The organism is Azospirillum brasilense (genome assembly GCF_007827815.1).
Lineage (GTDB): Bacteria > Pseudomonadota > Alphaproteobacteria > Azospirillales > Azospirillaceae > Azospirillum > Azospirillum brasilense_C.
Genome location: NZ_VITH01000014.1, coordinates 1 through 20,554 on the forward strand (window position 1 = coordinate 1; position 20,554 = coordinate 20,554).

Here is a 20,554-nt window from a genome sequence, read left to right on the forward strand (position 1 = left end):
CGTCTCGCGCTGCGCTACCGGAGTTCGGTGCGGCGCGTCGGGGCGCTTTGTCTAGAAGATCCGAAGCGGTCTGTCAAGCCTTTGTTTTCGCGCCGACCGACTTTACTTCGTCTCGTCTTCGGCATCCCTGCCGATCCCTTCCGCCGTCGCGCTTCTCAGCGGCCCCGGCGTCGTGGGAGCCGGGTTATAGGCGCCTCGGCCAAACCCGGCAAGAGCTTTTTTCATCGCTCCGCATTTTTTCTGAAAGCGACCCTTCGGATCAGGCGCGGAGGGAAACGGCCCGCCGGCGAGAGGACGGCTGGGGCGCGAAGCCATCGTGCAGGAAGCGTTCGAGTTCGATCTCCTGGGCGCTCTTCGGCACCTGATCGATCGGACGAACATCGCAGCGCCCGTTCGCAGCGACCACGCGAAGAAGCATGGCTGCGGCGTATCGCGGATTCTGACGTTTGCTCATCCCAATCACTTCCCTTGTCATCAGGGTGCGGACACGCGAAGGGTCGACACCACGATCTTGATTTTAATTGATTGTGATGTTTTTGCCATAGCTTTTCGCTCGCCCGCCGAAAGAAAGTGACGAAGGCACTAAGCATGGGAAATTGTTGGAAAAACCATGCCTCAGGATAAACCTGAGGGGTGTGAGAAAAAGAAGACGGAGCGTTTCCAGGCCGCTTGTGGCGGATTTTATTCGAATGCAAACGACCTTTTGCCCGCCCTACCCTTCCCGGAGCGGCATGACGGTATGCTTGGACGCGCGGCACGAAGCCGCAGGCTGGTGGCAACGCCGGCCAAGCCGGCGGAGAAGGCCGCACCGGACACCCCGCTGCGGCACATCCCGCTTGTGAAAGGGGGAAGCGCCACCCGAGGCGCTCCCCTCCTCTCAAGAATGGATCAGACCGGGAGCTGGCGCATCGAGGCCACCGCGGTCATCACGCCGCGGATTTCCGCCAGACCGCGCAAACGGCCGATCGCCGGATAGCCAGGGTGGGTCTTCTTGCCGACGTCGTCCAGCAGCTCGTGCCCGTGATCGGGACGGAAGGGGATGCGCCAGTTCGGGTTGCCGGCGTCCTTGCGGCGCTTCTGCTCCTCCAGGAGCGTGGTGACGACCGACACCATGTCGACATCGCCGCCGAGATGCTCGGCTTCCTGGAAGGAGCCGTCGGGGTCCTTCTTCACGTTGCGCAGATGGGCGAAGGTGACCTTCGGGGCGAAACGCTTGATCATCGCCGGCACGTCGTTCTTGGCTCCGGCGCCGAGCGAGCCGGTGCAGAAGGTGATGCCGTTGGCCTCGGAATCGATGACGTTGACGATGAAGTCCAGATCGTCCTCGTTGCTGACGATGCGCGGCAGCCCCATCAGCGGACGCGGCGGGTCGTCGGGGTGGATGCACATGCGGATGCCGACCTCCTCCGCCGTCGGGATCACCTCGCGCAGGAAGCGGGCCAGCGTCTCGCGCAGCGCGCCGTGGCTCATGTCCTTGTAGCGGTCGAGCATCTTGCGCAGGCCCGGGATGTCGTAGCGGTCGAAGGCGCCCGGCAGGCCGGCCATGATGTTGGCGAGCAACCGCTTCTTGTCGTCCTCCGACGCCTTGTCGAACCAAGCGCGGGCGCGGGCCAGCACCTCGGGGGAATGATCGTCCTCCGCACCCGGACGCTCCAGCATGAAGACGTCGAAGGCGGCGTGCTCGAAGGCGTTGAAGCGCAGCGACGTGCCGCCGCCCGGCACCGGCGCGGCGAGGTCGGTGCGGGTCCAGTCGAGGATCGGCATGAAGTTGTAGCAGACCGTCGTCACCCCGCAGGCCGCGAGGTTGCGCAGCGACTGGCGGTAGTTGTCGAACAGCGGGGTCAGGTCACCCTCGCCGATCTTGATGGACTCATGGATCGGCAGGCTTTCCACCACGCTCCAGCGCAGGCCGAGCGAGGGGTCGGCGGCGATCATCGCCTTGCGCTCCTCGATCTCCTCGACCGACCAGACCACGCCGTAGGGGATCTGGTGCAGGGCGGTAACGATGCCGGTGGCGCCGGTCTGACGGATGTGGTTGAGCCGGATCACATCGTCCGGGCCGAACCAACGCCAAGTCTGTTCCATGGTCTGCTCCTTGAAGAAGAGTGCTGTGCCGAGTCCGGCGTGTCTCGATGGGATTCGTGGAAGGAGGCGCGTCAGCCCGCCGCCGATGGCGCGACCGATTGCACGACGGCGCGGGCGCCCTCGGCGTAGAGGCGGCGCAGCGCGTCGGTCACCGCGGCGGTGAAGCGCGGATCGCGCGGCAGGTCGTCGCCGAAAACGGCGCTCAGCCCGAACAGGGCGGGCGCCAGACGGTCGGCGTCCGGCCCCGCTTCCGCCGCCAGCTCGGCGAGCTTGGCGGCCATGGGGTCGCGCACGTCGATGGGGCGGCCGGCCTCGTCGGTGCCGGAGACGTAGCGCATCCAGCCCGCCACCCCCAGCGCCAGCCGGTCGATCGGCGCCCCGGCGGCCAGCCGGTCGCGGATGGTGCCGAGCAGCCGCTGCGGCAGCTTCTGCGTGCCGTCCATGGCGATCTGCCAGGTGCGGTGGCGCAGGGCGGGATTGCAGAAGCGCTCGATCAGCGCGTCCTTGTAATGGCCGAGGTCGGCGCCCGGCGGCATGTGCAGCGTCGGACCGGCCTCCTCGTCCATCAGGCCGCGGATCAGCCGGACAAAGGCCGGGTCGGCCATGGTGTCCGACACCGTCTCGTAGCCGGCGAGGTAGCCGAGATAGGCGAGCGTGGAGTGGCTGCCGTTCAGCAGGCGCAGCTTCATCGTCTCATAGGGATGGACGTCGGGAACCAGCTCCGCCCCCTCCAGCTCCCAGGCCGGGCGTCCGGTGGGGAAGCGGTCCTCGATCACCCACTGGCTGAACGGCTCGGTGACCACCGGCCAGGCGTCGCGCAGGCCAAGCCCGTCCGAGACGCGGTCGCGGTCGGCGTCGGTGGTGGCCGGCACGATGCGGTCGACCATGCTGTTCGGGCAGGCGACGTTCCCGGCGAACCACGTCCCCAGAGCGGGGTCGCGCAGCTCGGCGTAGCGGCGCAGCAGGCCCGCGGCGGTATCGCCATTGCTCGGCAGGTTGTCGCAGCTCAGCACCGTGAAGGGCTCCACCCCGGCGGCGCGGCGGCGGATCAGCGCCTCCACCAGGAAGCCGGGCACGCTGCGCGGGCGTTCCGGGTTGGCGAGGTCGTGGACGATGTCCGGGTGGGCCTCGTTCAGCGCGCCGGTCGCCGGATCGTGGCAATAGCCCTTCTCAGTGACGGTCAGGGTGACGATGCGGACGGAGGGGCGCGTCAGCAGCTCCAGCACAGCGGCGGGGTCCTCCGGGGCGACCAGCAGCCCGGTGACCGAGCCGACCACCCGCAGCCGCTCGCCGGCGGCGTCGCGCACGGCGACGGTGTAGAGGCCGTCCTGCGGCTCCAGCGCGTCGCGCGTGTCGGGGCTGCGCAGGCTGACCCCGGCGATCCCCCAGGGGCCGAAGGATCGGGCCAGGGCGGCGTCGGTGTAGACGGCCTGATGGGCGCGGTGGAAGGCGCCGATGCCCAGATGGACGATTCCGGTGGTCAGCGCGGCACGGTCATAGCCGGGACGCTGCACGCCGGGGCGCAGGGAGGGCAGCGTGTCGGGGCTCAGGCGCATGGAACACTCCGCATGACGGCTTTCAGGTCTCGAAAAAGTGGCTGTTGGTTCGGGCGATCTCGTCCACCGCGGCGAAAACGGTGCGCAGGTGGGCGCGCATGGCCTCCTCCGCCCCGTCGGGGTCGCGGGCGGCGACACGGTCCACGATGCTCTGGTGTTCGCCGACGATCTTCGCCGCCCAGCCTTCGCTGTGCAGCGACAGGAAACGCACGCGGTCGAGCTGGGCCTTGACGGCGACCAGCAGGTCCCACACCGCCGGACGCCCGGCGATGCGGGCCAGTTCGGCGTGGGTGGCCTCGTCGAGGGCGAAGAATTCGGCGTGGCGGTCGGGCGCCATCACCGCGCGGTGCGAGTCGAGGAGCCGGGTGAGCGCGGCGACGTCCGCCGCCTCCGCCCGCTCGGCGGCCAGACGCACGGTCCGGCATTCCAGGGTCTCGCGGATGAACTGGCTGTCCGACACCGCGCCGAGCTGGATCGGCGCCACGAAGGTGCCAACCTGCGGCACGATGCGCAGGAACCCCTCGTCGGCCAGCCGGCGGAAGGCCTCGCGCACCGGGGTGCGGCTAACGCCGTAGCGGGCGGCAACGCGGGTTTCCGAAATCCCCTCGCCGGGGCGGATCTCCCCCGACAGCACGGCGGCGCGCAACGCCTCATAGACCCCGTGCAGGCGGGGGCCGCGGATGTCGGTGGGGGCGGCGGAGGTCGGCGTGTCGGTCATGGCGTCCATCGCGTCAACTTGCATACTAGTATGCCATCACGAACAGCGCCTGACAAGAGGTGCAGTGCGGGCCGTACGGACAAGCGCGATTTGCAGGCAATTGGTCCAAGGGCAATTATGGTTGGTATGGTCAATTTTCCGCTAAACGGAATAAATTGCGCAATCCCCTGACCACCGGGATGATGCGGGACCTATGGTCTGGAGCCCGCGGAGCACAGGCCGGCAAGGCAGCCAGCGGGCGAACCATTCATGGGAGGAATCGATGTCCAAACGCTTTTCCCTGCTGCTCTCCACCGCGGCGGTTCTGGCAACGCTCGGCACCCTGCCGGCCTACGCCGCCGACCCCGCCCTGGAAGCCAATGTCCGCAAGACGGTAAGCCCGCAGGCCCAGCCCTGGCTCGCCGATCCGGCGGTCGTCGACGCCGTCAAGGCCCAGAACACCGCCCACAAGGGCCTCGATCAGGCCAAGATCGACGCCATGGACAACGACTGGAAAGCCGCTGCCAAAGCCAAGTCCGCCAACCCCACCTATGACAAGATCGCAGCGAACCCCGTCACCAAGCGCCTGAAGGAGGTGACGGACAAGAGCAACGGCCGGATCGTCGAGATCCTGCTGATGGACAACCGTGGCCTGAACGTCGCCCAGACCGGCGGCACCTCCGACTATTGGCAGGGCGACGAGCCGAAGTGGCAGAAGGTCTACAGCAACGGCTCCGACCTCTACATGACCGATCCGGAGAAGGACGCCGAGACGAACGCCATGCTGACCGAGGTCAGCGTTCCCGTGCTCGATCCGGCCAGCAAGGAAAAGATCGGCGTGGCGATGATCGTGCTCGACACCAACAAGCTCGGCAACTGACGACGCGCCATCGGACCGGCGCAATCGCGCAGGACAGGCCCCCTCCCCCGTCGGGACAGGGCCCGTCCTGCGGTCAAGGTTGCCCTTTCATGGCCATGGGCCTCCTGGCAATGGGCGGAAAGCCGGGCGCGACAAGCCTTCCGCCCGCCCTTGCGGGCGGGAGCCTGCTGGCGCAAAGGCGGCTTCGACAGCTTTCCGCGGGTGTTCGGCGGAACTTCACGGCATAACGGATGTCCCCTGGACCGCAACGCCCCCCGCCATGCCGACACAAAACCAAGCCCCCGTGACCGAGGCCGAATGGTGGATCCGGACCGCCGAGGGCGCCCTCTTCGCCAAAAGCTGGACGCCGGATGCCGCCGGCGCCGCGCCGATCATCCTGTTCCATGACTCCCTCGGCAGCGTGGACTTGTGGCGCAGCTTCCCGCAGCGGCTGGCCACCGGGACGAACCGCCGCGTCATCGCCTACGACCGGCTCGGCTTTGGACGCTCCGACGCCCATCCGGGGCGGCTTGCGTTGGACTTCGTCGCCGCCGAGGCGCGGGACAGCCTTCCGCCGCTGTGCGACCAGCTCGGCGTGACGGCGTTCGTCGCCTGCGGGCACAGCGTCGGGGGCGGCATGGCGGTCGAGACGGCGGCGCGCTTTCCGGAGCGGTGCCGCGCCCTCGTCACCATCGCCGCTCAGGCTTTCGTGGAAGAGAGGACCCTCGCCGGCATCCGCGACGCCAAGCGCGATTTCCAGGACCCCGCCAACGCCGCGCGGCTGGCGCGCTATCACGGCGACAAGGCCCGCTGGGTGCTGGATGCCTGGACGGAGACGTGGCTGTCGCCCGCCTTCGCCGACTGGACCCTGGACCATGCCCTGGCGGCGGTGCGCTGCCCGGTTCTGGCCCTGCACGGCGACCGCGACGAGTACGGGTCCAGCGCCCACCCCGAACGCATCGCGGCCGTGCGGGGAGTCGCGAAGCTTCTCCCCGACACCGGCCATGTGCCGCACCGCGAACAGGAAACGCTCGTCGTCGACGCGATCCGGAGCTTCCTGAACGGGCTTTGACGCGTCCGCTCAGGCCGCCAGGGGCGACAGCATCGCGCTGTGCGCCAGGATGCCCAGCGTGTGGCTGGCGATCATCCGCTCTTCGTCGGTGGGGATGACGAAGACCGGGACGCGGCTGTCGGCGGCCGAGATGCGCGTGGCGCGGGCGCGGTTCGCCGCCCCGTCGATGTGGACGCCGAGCCAGCCCAGCTTCTCCGCCACCCGCGCCCGCACCGGGGCGGAGTTCTCGCCGACGCCGGCGGTGAAGACCACCGCGTCCAGCCCGCCCATGGAAGCGGCCAGCCCCGCCGCCTGCTTGGCGACCTGGAAGCAGAACAGCTCCACGGCCTCCGCCGCCTGCGGATTCTCGCTGTCCAGCAGGGCGCGCATGTCGTTGGAGACGCCGGAGACGCCGAGCAGGCCGGACTTGTGGTAGAGCAGCCGCTCCAGCTCGTCGGGTCCCATGCCCTTCTCGCGCATCAGATAGATCAGCACGCCGGGGTCGATGGAACCGGGGCGCGTGCCCATGGGCAGGCCGTCCAGGGCGGTGAAGCCCATGGTGGTGTCGACGCTGCGGCCAGCGCGCATGCCGCACAGGCTGGACCCGCTGCCGAGATGGCAGACGACGACGCGGGCCTCGGCCAGCTCCGGCGCGATCTGCGGCAGGCGCTGGGCGATGTACTCGTAGGACAGGCCGTGAAAGCCGTAGCGGCGCACGCCCTCGTCGGTCAGCTCGCGCGGCAGGGCGAACATCTGGGCCTGCCAGGGCCGCGTGCTGTGGAAAGCGGTGTCGAAGCAGGCGACCTGCGGCAGTTCCGGATAGACCTCGGCCAGCGCGGTCATCGCCGCGATGTTGTGCGGCTGGTGCAGCGGGGCCAGCGGCACCAGGGCCTCCAGCTCCGCCAGCACCGCCGGGGTCAGCCGGACCGGCGCGTCGAAGCGGGTGCCGCCATGCACGACGCGGTGGCCGGCGGCGACCAGCCGCACGTCCCGAAGCTCGTGCCGCATCCAGGTCAGCAGGAAGCCGAGCAGCCCGGCGCGGTCGCCGGGGCCGACCTCATCCAGGAGGCCGTCGGCCAGGACGTGGCGGGCCGCGTCCTTGGCCTCGAAGCGCGGGGCGGTGCCGATGCCGGAGATCTGGCCGGTCAGGACGGCCTCCAGATCGCTCCTTCCGGCGCCGCAGAAGACGGAGAATTTCAGGCTGGAGGAGCCCGCGTTGATGACGAGACAGGCGTCACGGTGCGACATGGTGTGATCCTCACTCCGCGGCCAGGGGGGCAGCCAGGGGAGCGGCAACGGCGTTGAGCGCGAGGGCGGGACGGCGCGCGGCGGCCACCAGCGCCGCCACGGCGCAGGAGGCGAGGCGGGTGCGGACGTTGTCGGCGCGGCTGGTCAGGATGACCGGGACCCGCGCGCCGAGAACGATGCCCGCCGCGTCGGCGTTGGCGAGGAAGGAGAGCTGCTTGGCCAGCATGTTGCCGGCCTCCAGGTCGGGGACGAGCAGGATGTCGGCCTGTCCGGAGACGGGGGACGTGATGCCCTTGATGCGCGCGGCCTCGGCGCTGATGGCGTTGTCGAAGGCCAGCGGGCCGTCGAGGACGCCGCCGGTGATCTGGCCGCGGTCGGCCATCTTGCAGAGTGCGGCGGCTTCCAGCGTGGTGGCGATCTTCGGGTTGAGCGTTTCGACCGCCGACAGGATGGCGACGCGCGGCGTCTCGACACCCAGGACCTTGGCGAGGTCGATGGCGTTCTGGACGATGTGGACCTTGTCCTCCAGCGTCGGGTAGATGTTGATCGCCGCGTCGGTGATCAGCAGCGCCCGCGGGTAGGTCGGCACGTTCATCACGAAGACGTGGCTGATGCGGCGGCTGGTGCGCAGGCCGGTCTCCTTGCGGACGACCTCGGCCATCAGCTCGTCGGTGTGCAGGCTGCCCTTCATCACCGCCTCGGCCTCGCCGGTGCGGGCCAGCGCGACGGCCGCCGCGGCGGCGGCGTGGCTGTGTTCGACGTCGACCAGACGGTAGCGGGCGATGTCCAGCCCGTGGGCGGCGGCCAGCGCGCGGATCTTCGCCGCCGGGCCGATCAGGATGGGGTCGATCAGGCCGGCTTCCGCCGCCTCCACCGCGCCCTTCAGCGAGCTTTCGTCGCAGGGATGGGCGACCGCCGTGGCGACCGGCTCCAGCCCGTCGCACTTGCGCAGCAGCGCGTCGTGCTTGTCGTGGCGGATCATCTGGATCTGCGGCAGCGCGTGGGCGGCGCGGCGGACCTTGCGGGTCGGTGCCACCACCTCGGCAGTCCCGGTCACCACGACCTCGCCGTCCTGGTTGGTGCACAGGCAGTCGAAGACGACGATGTTCGTGTCGGCCTGCTTCTCGCGCACGGTGACGGTGGCGGTGATGACGTCGCCCAGCCCGACCGGACGGCGGAAGCGCAGGTCCTGGCCGGCGTAGACGGTGCCGGCGCCGGGCAGCCGGGTCCCCAGAACGCCGGAAATCAGCGCGCCGGACCACATGCCATGGCCGATCACCTTTTGAAAGCGGCTGTCGGCGGCGAATTTCGCGTCCAGATGAACCGGATCGATGTTGCCGGAGACGGTGGCGAACAGCTCGACGTCCATCACGGTCAGTTGCCGCGCGATGCTGGCGGACTGCCCGACCACGATCTCGTCGAAGGTGACGTTCTCGATCGGGGCCGCCTCGGTCGGCACCACAGGAAGGTCGCCGCTGGTTTCACCATTGGCAGTCATTGCAGAACACTCCGGATGAGAGAAATAGGCATGATGCTGCCCGTTTCAGCCGATCCCTCCCGGCGCGCGCCTTGCTGAAAGGGGAAGCGCGTCTTGCCGTCTTCTTCTGTGAGCGTCTTTTTGTGTACTGATATATTAGCGCAAGAGGCGGTGCGGCGCAGCAAATCCGGCATCACCGGACACTTTGCCGCAGCCGCCTTCCCTTGGACCGTTACGCCTTGAGGATGCCGCGTCCGGCGAAGCGGGATGCTGCGCCGAGCATCTCCTCGATGCGGATCAGCTGGTTGTACTTGGCCAGCCGGTCGGAGCGCGACAGCGAGCCGGTCTTGATCTGGCCGCAGTTGGTGGCGACCGCCAGATCGGCGATGGTGCTGTCCTCGGTCTCGCCCGAGCGGTGCGACATGACCGCCGTGTAGCCGGCCTTGTGCGCCATGTCGACGGCTTCCAGCGTCTCCGACAGCGTGCCGATCTGGTTGACCTTGACCAGGATCGAGTTGCCCACGCCCTTCTTGATGCCGTCCGCCAGACGCGCCGGGTTGGTCACGAACAGGTCGTCGCCGACCAGCTGCACCTTGTTGCCGATGGCGTCGGTCAGCGCCTTCCAGCCCTCCCAGTCGTCCTCGGCCATGCCGTCCTCGATCGAGATGATCGGGTAGCGGCCGACCAGATCGGCCCAGTAGGCCACCATCTGCTCCGACGCCAGCGACTTGCCCTCGCCGGCCAGCTCGTATTTGCCGTTCTTGAAGAACTCGGTCGAGGCGGCGTCGATCGCCAGCATGACGTCGTCGCCCGGCTTGTAGCCGGCGGACTCGATGGCCTTCATGATGAAGCCCAGAGCATCCTCGGTCGAGGCGAGGTTGGGGGCGAAGCCGCCCTCGTCGCCGACGTTGGTGTTGTGGCCGGCGTCCTTGAGCTTCTTCTTGAGCGCCTGGAAGATCTCCGAGCCCATGCGGATGGCCTCGGCGCCGGTCTCGGCGCCGACCGGCATGACCATGAACTCCTGGATGTCGATCGGGTTGTCGGCGTGGGCGCCGCCGTTGATGATGTTCATCATCGGCACCGGCAGCAGGTTGGCGAAGGCGCCGCCGACGTAGCGGAACAGCGGCAGGGCCGCCTCTTCCGCCGAGGCCTTGGCGACGGCGAGCGAGACGCCGAGGATGGCGTTGGCGCCGAGGCGGCCCTTGTTGGGGGTGCCGTCCAGTTCGATCATGGCGAGGTCGAGGGCGCGCTGGTTGGAGCCGTCGAGGCCGGCGATGGCGTCGAAGATCTCGCCGTTGACCGATTCCACGGCCTTCAGCACGCCCTTGCCGCCGTAGCGAGACTTGTCGCCGTCGCGCAGCTCCACCGCCTCGTGCGCGCCGGTCGAGGCGCCCGACGGGACGGCGGCGCGGCCGAAGGCGCCGGATTCGAGCCGGACGTCCACCTCGACGGTCGGGTTCCCACGGCTGTCGAGGATCTCGCGGGCGTGGATTTCGGTGATGGCGCTCATGGCGGGGTGTGGACCTTGATCTGGAGGGTGGATTTTTTGGGGAGGTGGTCGCAGCGGAGCCCCCACCCTTCCCGCTTCGCGGGCCCCTTCCCTCCCCCGCTGGGCGGGAGAGGGAGTTCATCCCCTCCCCTGCGTCAGCGGGGGAGGGCTAGGGAGGGGGCAATACGCCCCAACTCAACAGCTCTGCTACGCTTCAATGCGCCCCATGGAAGGTGCGGCTGATGACGTCCATCTGCTGCTCGCGGGTCAGCTTGATGAAGTTCACCGCGTAGCCCGACACCCGGATGGTCAGCTGCGGGTACAGCTCCGGATGGTCCATGGCGTGCAGCAGCGTCTCGCGGTCGAAGACGTTCACGTTGATGTGGTGGCCGCCCTGGCCGAAATAGCCGTCCAGCATGCCCACCAGATTGGCCACCCGCTCACCCTCGGTAGGGCCCAGCGCGCCGGGCACGATGGTGAAGGTGTAGCTGATGCCGTCCTGGGCGTGGGCGTAGGGCAGCTTGGCCACCGACGCCATCGAGGCGATGGCCCCCTTGCGGTCGCGCCCGTGCATCGGGTTGGCCCCCGGCGCGAAGGGCTGGCCGGCCTTGCGACCGTCCGGCGTGTTGCCCGTCTTCTTGCCGTAGACCACGTTCGACGTGATCGTCAGCACCGACTGCGTCGGCACCGCGTCGCGGTAGGCCTTCTGCTTGCGCAGCAGATCCATGAAGGTCTCGACCAGCCACACCGCGATGCCGTCGACCCGGTCGTCGTTGTTGCCGAAGGCCGGGTAGTCGCCCTCGATGACGAAGTCGGTGGCGAGGCCACGCTCGTCGCGGACCACCTTGACCGTGGCGTGCTTGATCGCCGACAGGCTGTCCGCGACGACGCTCAGACCGGCGATGCCGCAGGCCATGGTGCGCAGCACGTCGCGGTCGTGCAGCGCCATCTCCAGCCGCTCGTACATGTACTTGTCATGCATGAAGTGGATGGCGTTGAGCGTGTTCATGTAGGCGCGCGCCAGCCACTCCATCATCGGCAGCAGGCGGGCGACCACCGTGTCGTGGTCGAGCACGTCGCCGGTGATCGGCGCGAAGGCCGGGCCGACCTGCTCGCCCGACACCTCGTCGCGGCCGCCGTTGATGGCGTAGAGCAGCGTCTTGGCGAGGTTGGCGCGGGCGCCGAAGAACTGCATCTGCTTGCCGATGCGCATGGCCGAGACGCAGCAGGCGATGCCGTAGTCGTCGCCCCAGTAGGGCCGCATCAGGTCGTCGTTCTCGTACTGCACCGAGCAGGTCTTGATCGACGTCTCCGCGCAGAATTTCTTGAAGCCCTCCGGCAGGCTTTCCGACCACAGAACGGTCAGGTTCGGCTCCGGAGCGGGCCCGAGGTTGTTCAAGGTCTGGAGCATGCGGAAGCTGTTCTTGGTGACCAGCGTGCGCCCGTCGAGCGCCATGCCGCCGATGCATTCCGTGACCCAGGTCGGGTCGCCCGAGAACAGCTGGTCGTATTCCGGCGTGCGCAGGAAGCGGACGATGCGCAGCTTGGTCACGAACTGGTCGATCAGCTCCTGCGCCTCCTCCTCGCTCAGCAATCCGTCGCGCAGGTCGCGCTCGACGTAGACGTCGAGGAAGCTCGACACACGGCCGAGCGACATGGCCGCCCCGTTGGCCTCCTTCACCGCGGCCAGATAGGCCAGATAGGTCCACTGCACCGCCTCGCGGGCGTTGGCCGCCGGGCGCGACACGTCGAAGCCGTAGGACTTGGCCATGGCGGCCAGTTCCTTCAGCGCCTTGATCTGCTCGGTGATCTCCTCGCGCAGGCGCAGCGTGTGCTCGTCGATGCGGTCGACTTCCAGGCTCTTGTACTGCGCCTTCTTGTCCTCGATCAGGAAGGTCGCGCCGTAGAGCGCCAGCCGGCGGTAGTCGCCGATGATGCGCCCACGGCCGTAGGCGTCGGGCAGGCCGGTGATGACGCCCGACTTGCGGCAGCGCAGCATCTCGTCGGTGTAGACGTCGAAGACGCCGTCGTTGTGCGACTTGCGCAGGCCGGGGAAGACCTCCTCCAGCTTGGGCGAGGGTTTGAAGCCGTAGGCTTCCAGCCCGTTCTTGACCATCCGCCAGCCGCCGAAGGGCATGATCGCGCGCTTCAGCGGCTTGTCCGTCTGCAGCCCGACGACGAGTTCAAGCTCCCGGTCGATGTAGCCCGGCGCGTGAGCGGTGATCGCGCCGAAGACCTCCGTGTCGGCGTCGAGCACGCCGCCCTTGGCCGCACGCTCCTCCTTCAGCAGGGCGGTGACCTTGTCCCACAGCGCCCGGGTCCGTTCGGTCGGGCCGGTCAGGAAGCGCTGGTCCCCGGCGTAGGGGTGGACGTTGCGGACGATGAAGTCGCGGACGTTGACCTCTTGCTGCCAGACGCCCGGAATGAAGCGGCGCCAGGGGCGCTCGGCTTGCTGTTCCGGGGTCTCGACGAGTCCGTCTCTCAGCAGGGTGTCCATGATGTCTCCTCACGAAAAGGCGTCTGGGCGGCACGCGCCGCGTCGCTGATCGACCCTGGAGGCCCCCCAGCGGAGGGGTCGGAAGACCGCCGGACCCCGCGCGGGGCGGGTGCTGCGGTGTGGCAACGGGCTGTGAAGCCGGCAGGGCCAAAAGTCATTCTGTAGTTTTGCTACATAAACCGGATCGGCGAGGCGCGCAAGGCAAAAGCGGTTGATTTTCCACGTTCTTTGATGAAGTCACTGTGACGGAACGCCGCATCGTCGGCGGTTCCGCCCTGTGGAACAGCGCGGGGGAGAGCGCCCTTCTATCGCACGATGTAGTTTTACTATCCGTGCTACAGTGGCGGACGGACGGAACGGGGGAACAGGCCGATGCTGGCGAGGATCATGGCGGTGCGCGACGGGCTCCGTCCTTCGGAACGGAAGCTGGCGGACTGTGTGCTGGCCCAGCCGGGCGAGGTCATCACCCTGTCGATGGCCGACATGGCCGAGCGCGCCGGGGTCAGCGAGCCGACCATCGCCCGCTTCTGCGGGGCGCTGGGCTGCAGCGGCTTCCGCGAGTTCAAGATCAAGCTGGCCCAGGACATCGCCGCCGGCATGCCCTTCATCGACCAGGAGGTCAGCCCGGGCGACCGCGCGGCGGGCATCGCGGGAAAGGTGTTCGACCGCACCCTGGCGACGCTCATGCAGGTGCGCAACAACCTGTCGGCGGAATCGGTGGACCGCGCCGCCGACCTGCTGGCCGGGGCGCGGCGAATCGAGTTCTACGGCTCCGGCAACTCCGGCACGGTGGCGCAGGACATCCAGCGCCGCTTCTTCCGGCTGGGCATCCCCACCGTCGCCTACAGCGACGCCCACGTCTATTTCGTGTCGGCCCTGTCGCTCGCCCCCGGCGACGCGGTGGTCGCCGTGTCCAGCTCGGGCGGCACCCGCGACATGCTGGAGGCCGTGCAGAACGCGCTGTCGTCCGGGGCAACGGTCGTCGCCATCACCCGCTCCGGCTCGCCGCTGGCGCAGCTCGCCACGGTCAGCCTGCTCGCCGACGTCGCGGAAGACTTCGACATTCACTCGCCCATGACGTCGCGCATCAGCCATCTGGTCCTCGGCGACATACTGTCGATTGCCGTGGCGCTGCGCAAAGGCGACGCCCTGCGAGAGCGGCTGGAACGTCACAAGCAGGCGCTCAGCCGCCACCCTCGCGAGCAATAAATACTAGTATATTAGTTTGAGGGCAAGCCGCCCCGCCGGGTGCCGCGCGTCCTGTGCCGTTCTGCCGCAGCCCCCCACGCAAAAGGCACCCGCGCAGCAAAAAGCCCGGCCCCGTTTCCGGGACCGGGCCTTCCGCTTCCAGCCGCAGCCGAACCGTCAGTCGCCGGCGTGCATCGGCTCGGCACCCTGCAGGGGGTGGGCGCCGGCGCGCTTGCTGCCGAACAGACGGTAGACCGCGACGAAGAAGACCGGGACGAAGAGGATCGCCAGCACGGTGGCGGAGATCATGCCGCCCATCACGCCGACGCCGATGGCGTTCTGGCTTTCCGAACCGGCGCCGCTGCTGGTCGCCAGCGGCAGCACGCCCAGCACGAAGGCCAGCGAGGTCATGATGATCGGGCGCAGGCGCTGGCGGCACGCCTCGATGGCGGCGTCCTTCAGCTCCATGCCCTCGTCGTAGAGCGCCTTGGCGAATTCCACGATCAGGATGGCGTTCTTCGCCGACAGGCCGATGGTCGTCAGCAGGCCCACCTGGAAGTAGACGTCGCTGGGCAGGCCGCGCAGCGTGGCGGCCAGCACGGCGCCGATGACGCCCAGCGGCACCACCAGGATGACCGACACCGGCACTGACCAGCTCTCGTAGAGCGCGGCCAGGCAGAGGAAGACGATCAGCATGGACAGGGCGTAGAGCGCCGGCGCCTGCGACCCGCTCAGCCGCTCCTCGTAGGACAGGCCGGTCCATTCATAGCCGACGCCCGGCGGCAGCTTGGCCATCATCGCCTCCATCTCCTGCATCGCCTCGCCGGAACTGATGCCCGGCGCCGCGGAGCCCTGGATGTTGAGCGACGACATGCCGTTGTACCGCTCCAGCTTCGGCGACCCGTAGGTCCATTGCGCCGTGGTGAAGGCGGAGAAGGGCACCATCTGCCCCATGGCGTTGCGCACGTACCAACGGTCGACGTCGCTCGGCTGCATGCGGTAGGGGGCGTCCGCCTGGAGATAGACGCGCTTCACACGCCCCCGGTCGATGAAGTCGTTGACGTAGGAGGAGCCCCAGGCCGCCGTCAGGGTCGTGTTGACGTCGGTCAGCGACAGGCCGAGCGCGCTGGCCTTCTCGCGGTCCACCGTCAGCTTGAACTGCGGCGTGTCCTCCAGGCCGTTCGGGCGGACGCCGACCAGCTTGGCGTTCTGCGCCGCGAGGCCCAGAAGCTGGTTGCGCGCCTGCATCAGCCGGTCGTGCCCGACGCCGCCGCGGTCCACCAGCTGGAGGTCGAAGCCGGTGGCGTTGCCGAGCCCCGGAACCGAGGGCGGCATGAAGGCGAAGACCACCGCGTCCTTGGCCTTCGACAGGGCGCCCATGGCGCGGCCGGCGATGGCCGTCGGCTTGCGGTCGGCGGACTCGCGCTCGCTCCAGTCGCGCAGCCGGACGAAGGCCATGCCGGCGTTCTGGCCGCGGCCCGCGAAGTTGAAGCCGGCGATTGTGAACAGGCCCTCGACGCTGTCCTTCTCCTGCTCCAGGAAATAGGTCTCGACCTGCTTGGTGGTCTCTATCGTGCGCTCGATGCTGGCGTTCGGCGGGGCCGACCACAGCACGAACATCGTTCCGCGGTCCTCCTGCGGCAGGAAGGAGGAGGGCATCTGGAGGAACAGGTAGGCCAGGCCGCCGACGATCAGCGCATAGGCGAGGCCGTAGCGCCCGAGCCGCGACACCGCCCCGCGCACGCCGCGCAGATAGACGCGGCTGCTGGCGTCGAAGCCGCGGTTGAACAGGCCGAAGAAACCGCGCTTGGCGTGGCCGTGGCCCTTCGCCACCGGCTTCAGGATGGTCGCGCAGAGCGCCGGGGTCAGCACCAGGGCGACCAGCACCGACAGCGCCATCGCCGACACGATGGTCAACGAGAACTGACGGTAGATGGCGCCGGCGGAGCCGCCGAAGAAGGCCATGGGAACGAACACGGCGGACAGCACCAGCGCGATGCCGATCAGCGCGCCGGTGATCTGGCCCATCGACTTGCGGGTCGCCTCGCGCGGGGGCAGCCCGTCCTCGCTCATCACGCGCTCGACGTTCTCCACCACCACGATGGCGTCGTCGACCAGCAGGCCGATGGCCAGCACCATGCCGAACATGGTCAGCGTGTTGATCGAGAAGCCGAACAGCGACAGCACGCCGAAGGTGCCGAGAAGCACCACGGGGACCGCGATGGTCGGGATCAGCGTCGCCCGGAAGTTCTGCAGGAACAGGTACATCACGGCGAAGACGAGGATGATCGCCTCGATCAGCGTCTTGACGACCTCGTGGATCGACAGCTCGACGAAGGGCGTCGTGTCGTAGGGGTAGATGACCTCCAGCCCTTCGGGGAAGAAGGCCGACAGCTCGGCGATGCGCGCCTTCACGGCCGCCGCGGTGTCCAGCGCGTTGGCCCCGGTCGCCAGCTTGACGCCCAGGCCCGCCGCCGGCTTGCCGTTGTAGCGGGCGGTGATCTCGTAGGTTTCCTGCCCGACCTCGATCCGTGCGACGTCGCGCAGCCGCACCTGGCCGCCGTCGGGATTGACGCGCAGCAGGATGGCGCCGAACTCTTCCGGCGTCTGCATGCGCGACTGCGCCATGATGGTGGCGTTGATGCGCTGGCCGGGCACCGCCGGGGCGCCGCCGAGCTGGCCGGCCGAGACCTGCGCGTTCTCCGCCTTGATGGCGTTGGTGACGTCGATGGTGGTCAGCTGGTGGCTGTTCAGCGCGTCGGGGTCCAGCCAGATCCGCATGGCGTGCTGCGGGCCGAACACGGTGATGTCGCCCACGCCCTCGACGCGGCTGATCGTGTCCTGGAGGTTGGAGGCCACATAGTCGGCGATGTCGCCCTGGCTCAGCCGCCCGTCGCTGGACACGAAGCCGGCGACCATCAGGAAGTCGTTGCCGGCCTTCGACACCTGGAGGCCGCGCTGCTGCACCTCCTGCGGCAGGAGCGGCACGGCGAGCTGGAGCTTGTTCTGCACCTGGACCTGGGCGATGTCCGGGTTGGCCTCCGGCTCGAAGGTCAGGGTGATGGTGACGTTGCCCGACGAATCGCTGTTCGAGGACATGTAGCGGAAATGGTCGAGCCCGGTCATCTTCTGCTCGATGACCTGGGTGACCGTGTCCTCCAGCGTCTTCGCGGACGCGCCGGGGTAGCTGGCGGTGATGGACACCGTCGGCGGGGCGATCTTCGGGTACTGCTCGACGGGCAGGCCAAGGATGGCCAGACCGCCCGCCAGCATGATGACGATGGCGATGACCCAGGCGAAGACGGGCCGGTCGATGAAGAATTTCGACATGGATCGGTCCTCGGTCTCAGCGCGCCTGCGGTCCGGGCAGGGCCGCCACGGCGGCCTGGGCCGGGACCGGCTTGACCTCGCCCCCCGGCTTCACCTTCTGCAGCCCCTCGACCACGATGCGTTCACCCGCCTTCAGCCCGTCGGAGACCAGCCAGGCGTTGTTGATCGCCCGCTCGGTCTTGATGGTGCGCGGGTTGACCTTGTTGTCGTCGCCGACGACCCAGACGCGGGCCGAGCCGTCCGGACCGCGCTGCACCGCCTCCTGCGGCACGGCGAGCGCGTTCTCGGCGACGCCCTGCTCGACGCGGGCGCGCACGAACAGGCCGGGCAGCAGCTCCTGGTTCGGGTTCGGGAAGACCGCGCGGAGCTGGACCGAGCTGGTGCCCGGATCGACCGACACGTCGGAGAACTGAAGCTCGCCGCGCTGGGGATAGGGGGCCTCCGCCGCGTGCAGGAACAGCGAGACAGGAATTTTTCCGGGCTCGGCCGGGCGGATGCGGCCGCTCTCCATGTCATGGCGGAGCTGCATGAGCTGCGAGGCGGTCTGGGTCACGTCCACATAGATCGGGTCGAGCTGCTGGACAGTGGCGAGCGCCGTCGCCTGGTTGGCGGTGACCAGCGCGCCTTCCGTCACGGCGGACTTGCCGATGCGGCCGGAGATGGGGGCGAAGACCTTGGTGTAGTCCAGGTTGATGCGCGCCAGATTGTAGGCGGCCTTGGCAGCGGCGAGCTGCGCCTCGTTCTGCTTCAGCGCGGCCATGGCGTCGTCGTAGTCCTGCTTGCTGACGACGCTGTTCTTGACGAGGTCGTTGTAGCGGCCGGCCTTGTTGCGGGCGGCCTGCAGGTTGGCCTCCGCCTTCTGGATGTCGGCCTGGGCGACGGCGAGGTTGGCCTCGTAGGTGGCCGGGTCGATCTGGTAGAGCTGGTCGCCCGCCTTGACGTCGCCCCCCTCGGTGAAGAAGCGCTTCAGCACGATGCCGCTGACCTGCGGGCGGATCTCCGCCACGCGGAAGGCCGCGGTGCGGCCGGGCAGCTCGGTGGTGACGGACAGGCTCTGCGGCTGGATGGTCGCCACCGCGACCTCCGCCGGACCGGGCGCCGGCTGGCCCCCGGCAGCGTGCTTCTTGTCCTGGCAGGCACCCAGCACCACGGTCAGGGAGGCCGCCACGGCAAGAGACAGAAATGCGTTCCTGTTGAACATCCGTTCCTCGTGAAAACGCCGTGATGCGGCGATGAAATGTCCTAATGAGCCAGGAATCTTCCACGTTCCGCCCGGCTTTTTTCGGGACCGGCGGAAAAGGCCGGTGCGCGCGGACGGTGCGAAATGACCCCTTTATTCGTACTGTCTCATACAGTACACTGTACCGGACGATACATTCAGAACGACCGTTCGCGCAAGGGGGAACCGCAATGCCCGACAAGGGGGCATCCACACCGTTTCAGGGCGGAATCGCCGGCGCCGGAATCGCCAGCCTCGGCATCAACAGCTTCGACACGCCCGGCTGCGGCCCGCGCGGCCAAGCGCGCTGCCGGGCGCTGCTCGACGCCGCGGCGGCGCTGTTCGTGGAGAAGGGATTCGCGCTGACCTCGCTGTCCGACATCCTGCGGCAGGCCGGCGGGTCGCGCACCACGCTCTACGAGCATTTCGGCGACAAGGAGGGGCTGTTCCGCGCGGTGATGGAGCGCCACTGCGACCGCGTGCTGGAGGAGATGTCGGCCACGCGCGCCGCCGGGCCGGCGGCGATGGCCGAGGGGCTGGAGGAGAATCTGTACCGCGTCGGCCTGCACATCGCCGGCACGCTGACCATGCCGGAAACCACCGCCATCCTGCGCATCCTGGTGTCGGAAGGCGGGCGCATCCCCGACATCGCCCGGGCCTTTTTCCAGGTCGGCCCGGAGAAGACCATCGGCTGGCTCGCCGATTGCTTCCGCGAGTGGTCCGAGGCGGGGCGCCTGCGCATCGACGATCCGGAGGGAGCCGCCCACGCCTTCATCGGCATGGTGGTCGGCGACCTGCTGACCAAGCGGCTGATCCTTCCGGACGAACCCGTCTCGATGGAGGAATTGGAGCGTTACGTCCGTCAGTCCGTGCGGTTGTTCCTCGCAGGGACGCGGCCCTGACCGTGGACGGTGAGTGTGGGGAGAGCGGCGTATTGCCGTCTTGCCAGCGGGGGCGGCAAAGGCCATAGCTCCCGCGACGATGCGCGCGCTTGCTGTGGCGTTGCCCCCACCCCGGCCCTCCCCCGCTTCGCGGGAGAGGGTGCCTTCCGCGAAGCGGCGGCAGTCCCCTCCCCTGCGAAGCGGGGGAGGGTTAGGGAGGGGGCGAGGGCCGCCAGCGCAAGGAAAAAACCGATGGACCGGGGAAACGCCAGGGAATTGACGGACAGGACAACGGACAAGGACGCACCCACCATCGGCCCACGCGGCCGGGCGCGCCGGCAGGCCCTGCTCGACGCGGCGGCGGCGCTGTTCGTGGAGAAGGGCTTCGAGAAGACCACGCTGACCGACATCATCGGCCGGGCCGGCGGCTCGCGCGCCACCCTCTACGAGCATTTCGGCGACAAGGAGGGGCTGTTCCGCGCGATGATGGAGGAGAACAGCGCCCGCATCCAGGAGGGGCTCGCCGCCATCCAGGCCGACGAACGGGCCGCACCCGAGGACGGGCTGACCCGCTTCGCCCTGCACATCGTCGCGGCGCTGTTCGACGACCGCACCATGGCCATCATCCGCGTGCTGGTGTCGGAGGGCGGGCGCATCCCCGACATCGCCGAAGCCTTCTTCCGCATCGGCCCGGAAACCGCCCAGCGGCGGCTGGCCAATTATCTGGCGCGGCAGACCGCCGCCGGCACCCTGTCCGTCGCGGAGCCGGAGACCGCCGCCCGCGGCTTCATCGGCATGATCACCGGAAACATCCTGCTGCGCCGCCTGATCCTGCCGGACCAGTCCCTCTCGTTGGAGGAGGTGGAGCGTTACGTCGGACGCGCCGTTGCCCTCTTCCTGGCGGGCGCCCGCCCCCTTCCAAACGGGCGTCCGGACCCTTCCTAACAGGCTCCCGCCCGATGGTGGAGCACTGACCT

The 20,554-nt window shown here is 68.6% G+C and carries 15 protein-coding genes; 5 read left to right on the forward strand and 10 right to left on the reverse strand.

The window, feature by feature from the left end; all coding sequences use genetic code 11:
• Positions 1-259: 259 nt before the first annotated feature.
• The 4 genes from FBZ83_RS24285 to FBZ83_RS24300 all read right to left on the reverse strand — a co-directional run bounded on the left by FBZ83_RS24285 (position 260) and on the right by FBZ83_RS24300 (position 4,359).
• Positions 260-454 carry a hypothetical protein gene (locus tag FBZ83_RS24285; RefSeq protein WP_145689290.1) on the reverse strand — a complete coding sequence of 65 codons (195 nt, stop codon included), beginning with the start codon at positions 452-454 and terminating at the stop codon, positions 260-262.
• 434 nt (positions 455-888) lie between these two features.
• The gene (gene uxuA / locus FBZ83_RS24290; protein WP_145689291.1) at positions 889-2,085 is read right to left on the reverse strand and encodes a mannonate dehydratase; all 1,197 of its coding nucleotides are present in this window, start codon (positions 2,083-2,085) and stop codon (positions 889-891) included.
• 71 nt (positions 2,086-2,156) lie between these two features.
• A complete protein-coding gene (locus FBZ83_RS24295; protein WP_145689293.1) occupies positions 2,157-3,641 on the reverse strand; it encodes a mannitol dehydrogenase family protein in 1,485 nt (494 codons plus the stop codon).
• Between the two features lie 22 nt (positions 3,642-3,663).
• Entirely contained in the window at positions 3,664-4,359 is a 696-nt protein-coding gene (locus FBZ83_RS24300; RefSeq protein WP_247888454.1) for a GntR family transcriptional regulator, read from the reverse strand.
• A gap of 262 nt (positions 4,360-4,621) precedes the next feature.
• Here FBZ83_RS24300 and FBZ83_RS24310 point away from each other — a divergent pair, with 262 nt between their 5' ends.
• On the forward strand, positions 4,622-5,218 hold the full coding sequence (locus FBZ83_RS24310) for a PDC sensor domain-containing protein (protein WP_145689296.1): 597 nt from the start codon (positions 4,622-4,624) through the stop codon (positions 5,216-5,218).
• Between the two features lie 283 nt (positions 5,219-5,501).
• The gene (locus FBZ83_RS24315; RefSeq protein WP_247888455.1) at positions 5,502-6,269 is read left to right on the forward strand and encodes an alpha/beta fold hydrolase; all 768 of its coding nucleotides are present in this window, start codon (positions 5,502-5,504) and stop codon (positions 6,267-6,269) included.
• 9 nt (positions 6,270-6,278) lie between these two features.
• Here FBZ83_RS24315 and FBZ83_RS24320 read toward each other — a convergent pair whose 3' ends face one another.
• From FBZ83_RS24320 to pflB, 4 genes are all read right to left on the reverse strand, one after another.
• Positions 6,279-7,496, reverse strand: a complete 1,218-nt coding sequence (locus FBZ83_RS24320; RefSeq protein WP_145689298.1) for an acetate/propionate family kinase — start codon at positions 7,494-7,496, stop codon at positions 6,279-6,281.
• Positions 7,497-7,506: 10 nt separating this feature from the next.
• On the reverse strand, positions 7,507-8,994 hold the full coding sequence (locus tag FBZ83_RS24325) for a bifunctional enoyl-CoA hydratase/phosphate acetyltransferase (protein ID WP_145689299.1): 1,488 nt from the start codon (positions 8,992-8,994) through the stop codon (positions 7,507-7,509).
• Positions 8,995-9,205: 211 nt separating this feature from the next.
• Positions 9,206-10,483 (reverse strand): phosphopyruvate hydratase, encoded by a 1,278-nt coding sequence (gene eno, locus FBZ83_RS24330; RefSeq protein ID WP_145689300.1) that lies wholly within the window; start codon positions 10,481-10,483, stop codon positions 9,206-9,208.
• Between the two features lie 193 nt (positions 10,484-10,676).
• Positions 10,677-12,959: a formate C-acetyltransferase gene (gene pflB / locus FBZ83_RS24335; RefSeq protein WP_145689301.1), complete on the reverse strand. Its 2,283-nt coding sequence runs from the start codon at positions 12,957-12,959 to the stop codon at positions 10,677-10,679.
• 372 nt (positions 12,960-13,331) lie between these two features.
• On the opposite strand from pflB, the gene FBZ83_RS24340 reads away from it, so the two are divergent.
• Complete coding sequence (locus FBZ83_RS24340; RefSeq protein WP_145689302.1) at positions 13,332-14,168, forward strand: MurR/RpiR family transcriptional regulator; 837 nt, start codon at positions 13,332-13,334, stop codon at positions 14,166-14,168.
• Between the two features lie 156 nt (positions 14,169-14,324).
• On the opposite strand, the gene FBZ83_RS24345 is transcribed toward FBZ83_RS24340, so the two are convergent.
• Both FBZ83_RS24345 and FBZ83_RS24350 read right to left on the reverse strand, forming a co-directional pair.
• Positions 14,325-17,477 (reverse strand): efflux RND transporter permease subunit, encoded by a 3,153-nt coding sequence (locus tag FBZ83_RS24345; RefSeq protein WP_145689303.1) that lies wholly within the window; start codon positions 17,475-17,477, stop codon positions 14,325-14,327.
• Between the two features lie 16 nt (positions 17,478-17,493).
• Positions 17,494-18,678, reverse strand: a complete 1,185-nt coding sequence (locus tag FBZ83_RS24350) for an efflux RND transporter periplasmic adaptor subunit (protein ID WP_145689304.1) — start codon at positions 18,676-18,678, stop codon at positions 17,494-17,496.
• A 209-nt stretch (positions 18,679-18,887) separates the two neighbouring features.
• Between FBZ83_RS24350 and FBZ83_RS24355 the strand changes: the two genes are divergently transcribed.
• Together FBZ83_RS24355 and FBZ83_RS24360 are read left to right on the forward strand one after the other, a co-directional pair.
• Positions 18,888-19,598, forward strand: a complete 711-nt coding sequence (locus tag FBZ83_RS24355) for a TetR/AcrR family transcriptional regulator (RefSeq protein WP_145689305.1) — start codon at positions 18,888-18,890, stop codon at positions 19,596-19,598.
• Positions 19,599-19,829: 231 nt separating this feature from the next.
• Complete coding sequence (locus tag FBZ83_RS24360) at positions 19,830-20,522, forward strand: TetR/AcrR family transcriptional regulator (protein WP_145689306.1); 693 nt, start codon at positions 19,830-19,832, stop codon at positions 20,520-20,522.
• Positions 20,523-20,554: the final 32 nt, after the last annotated feature.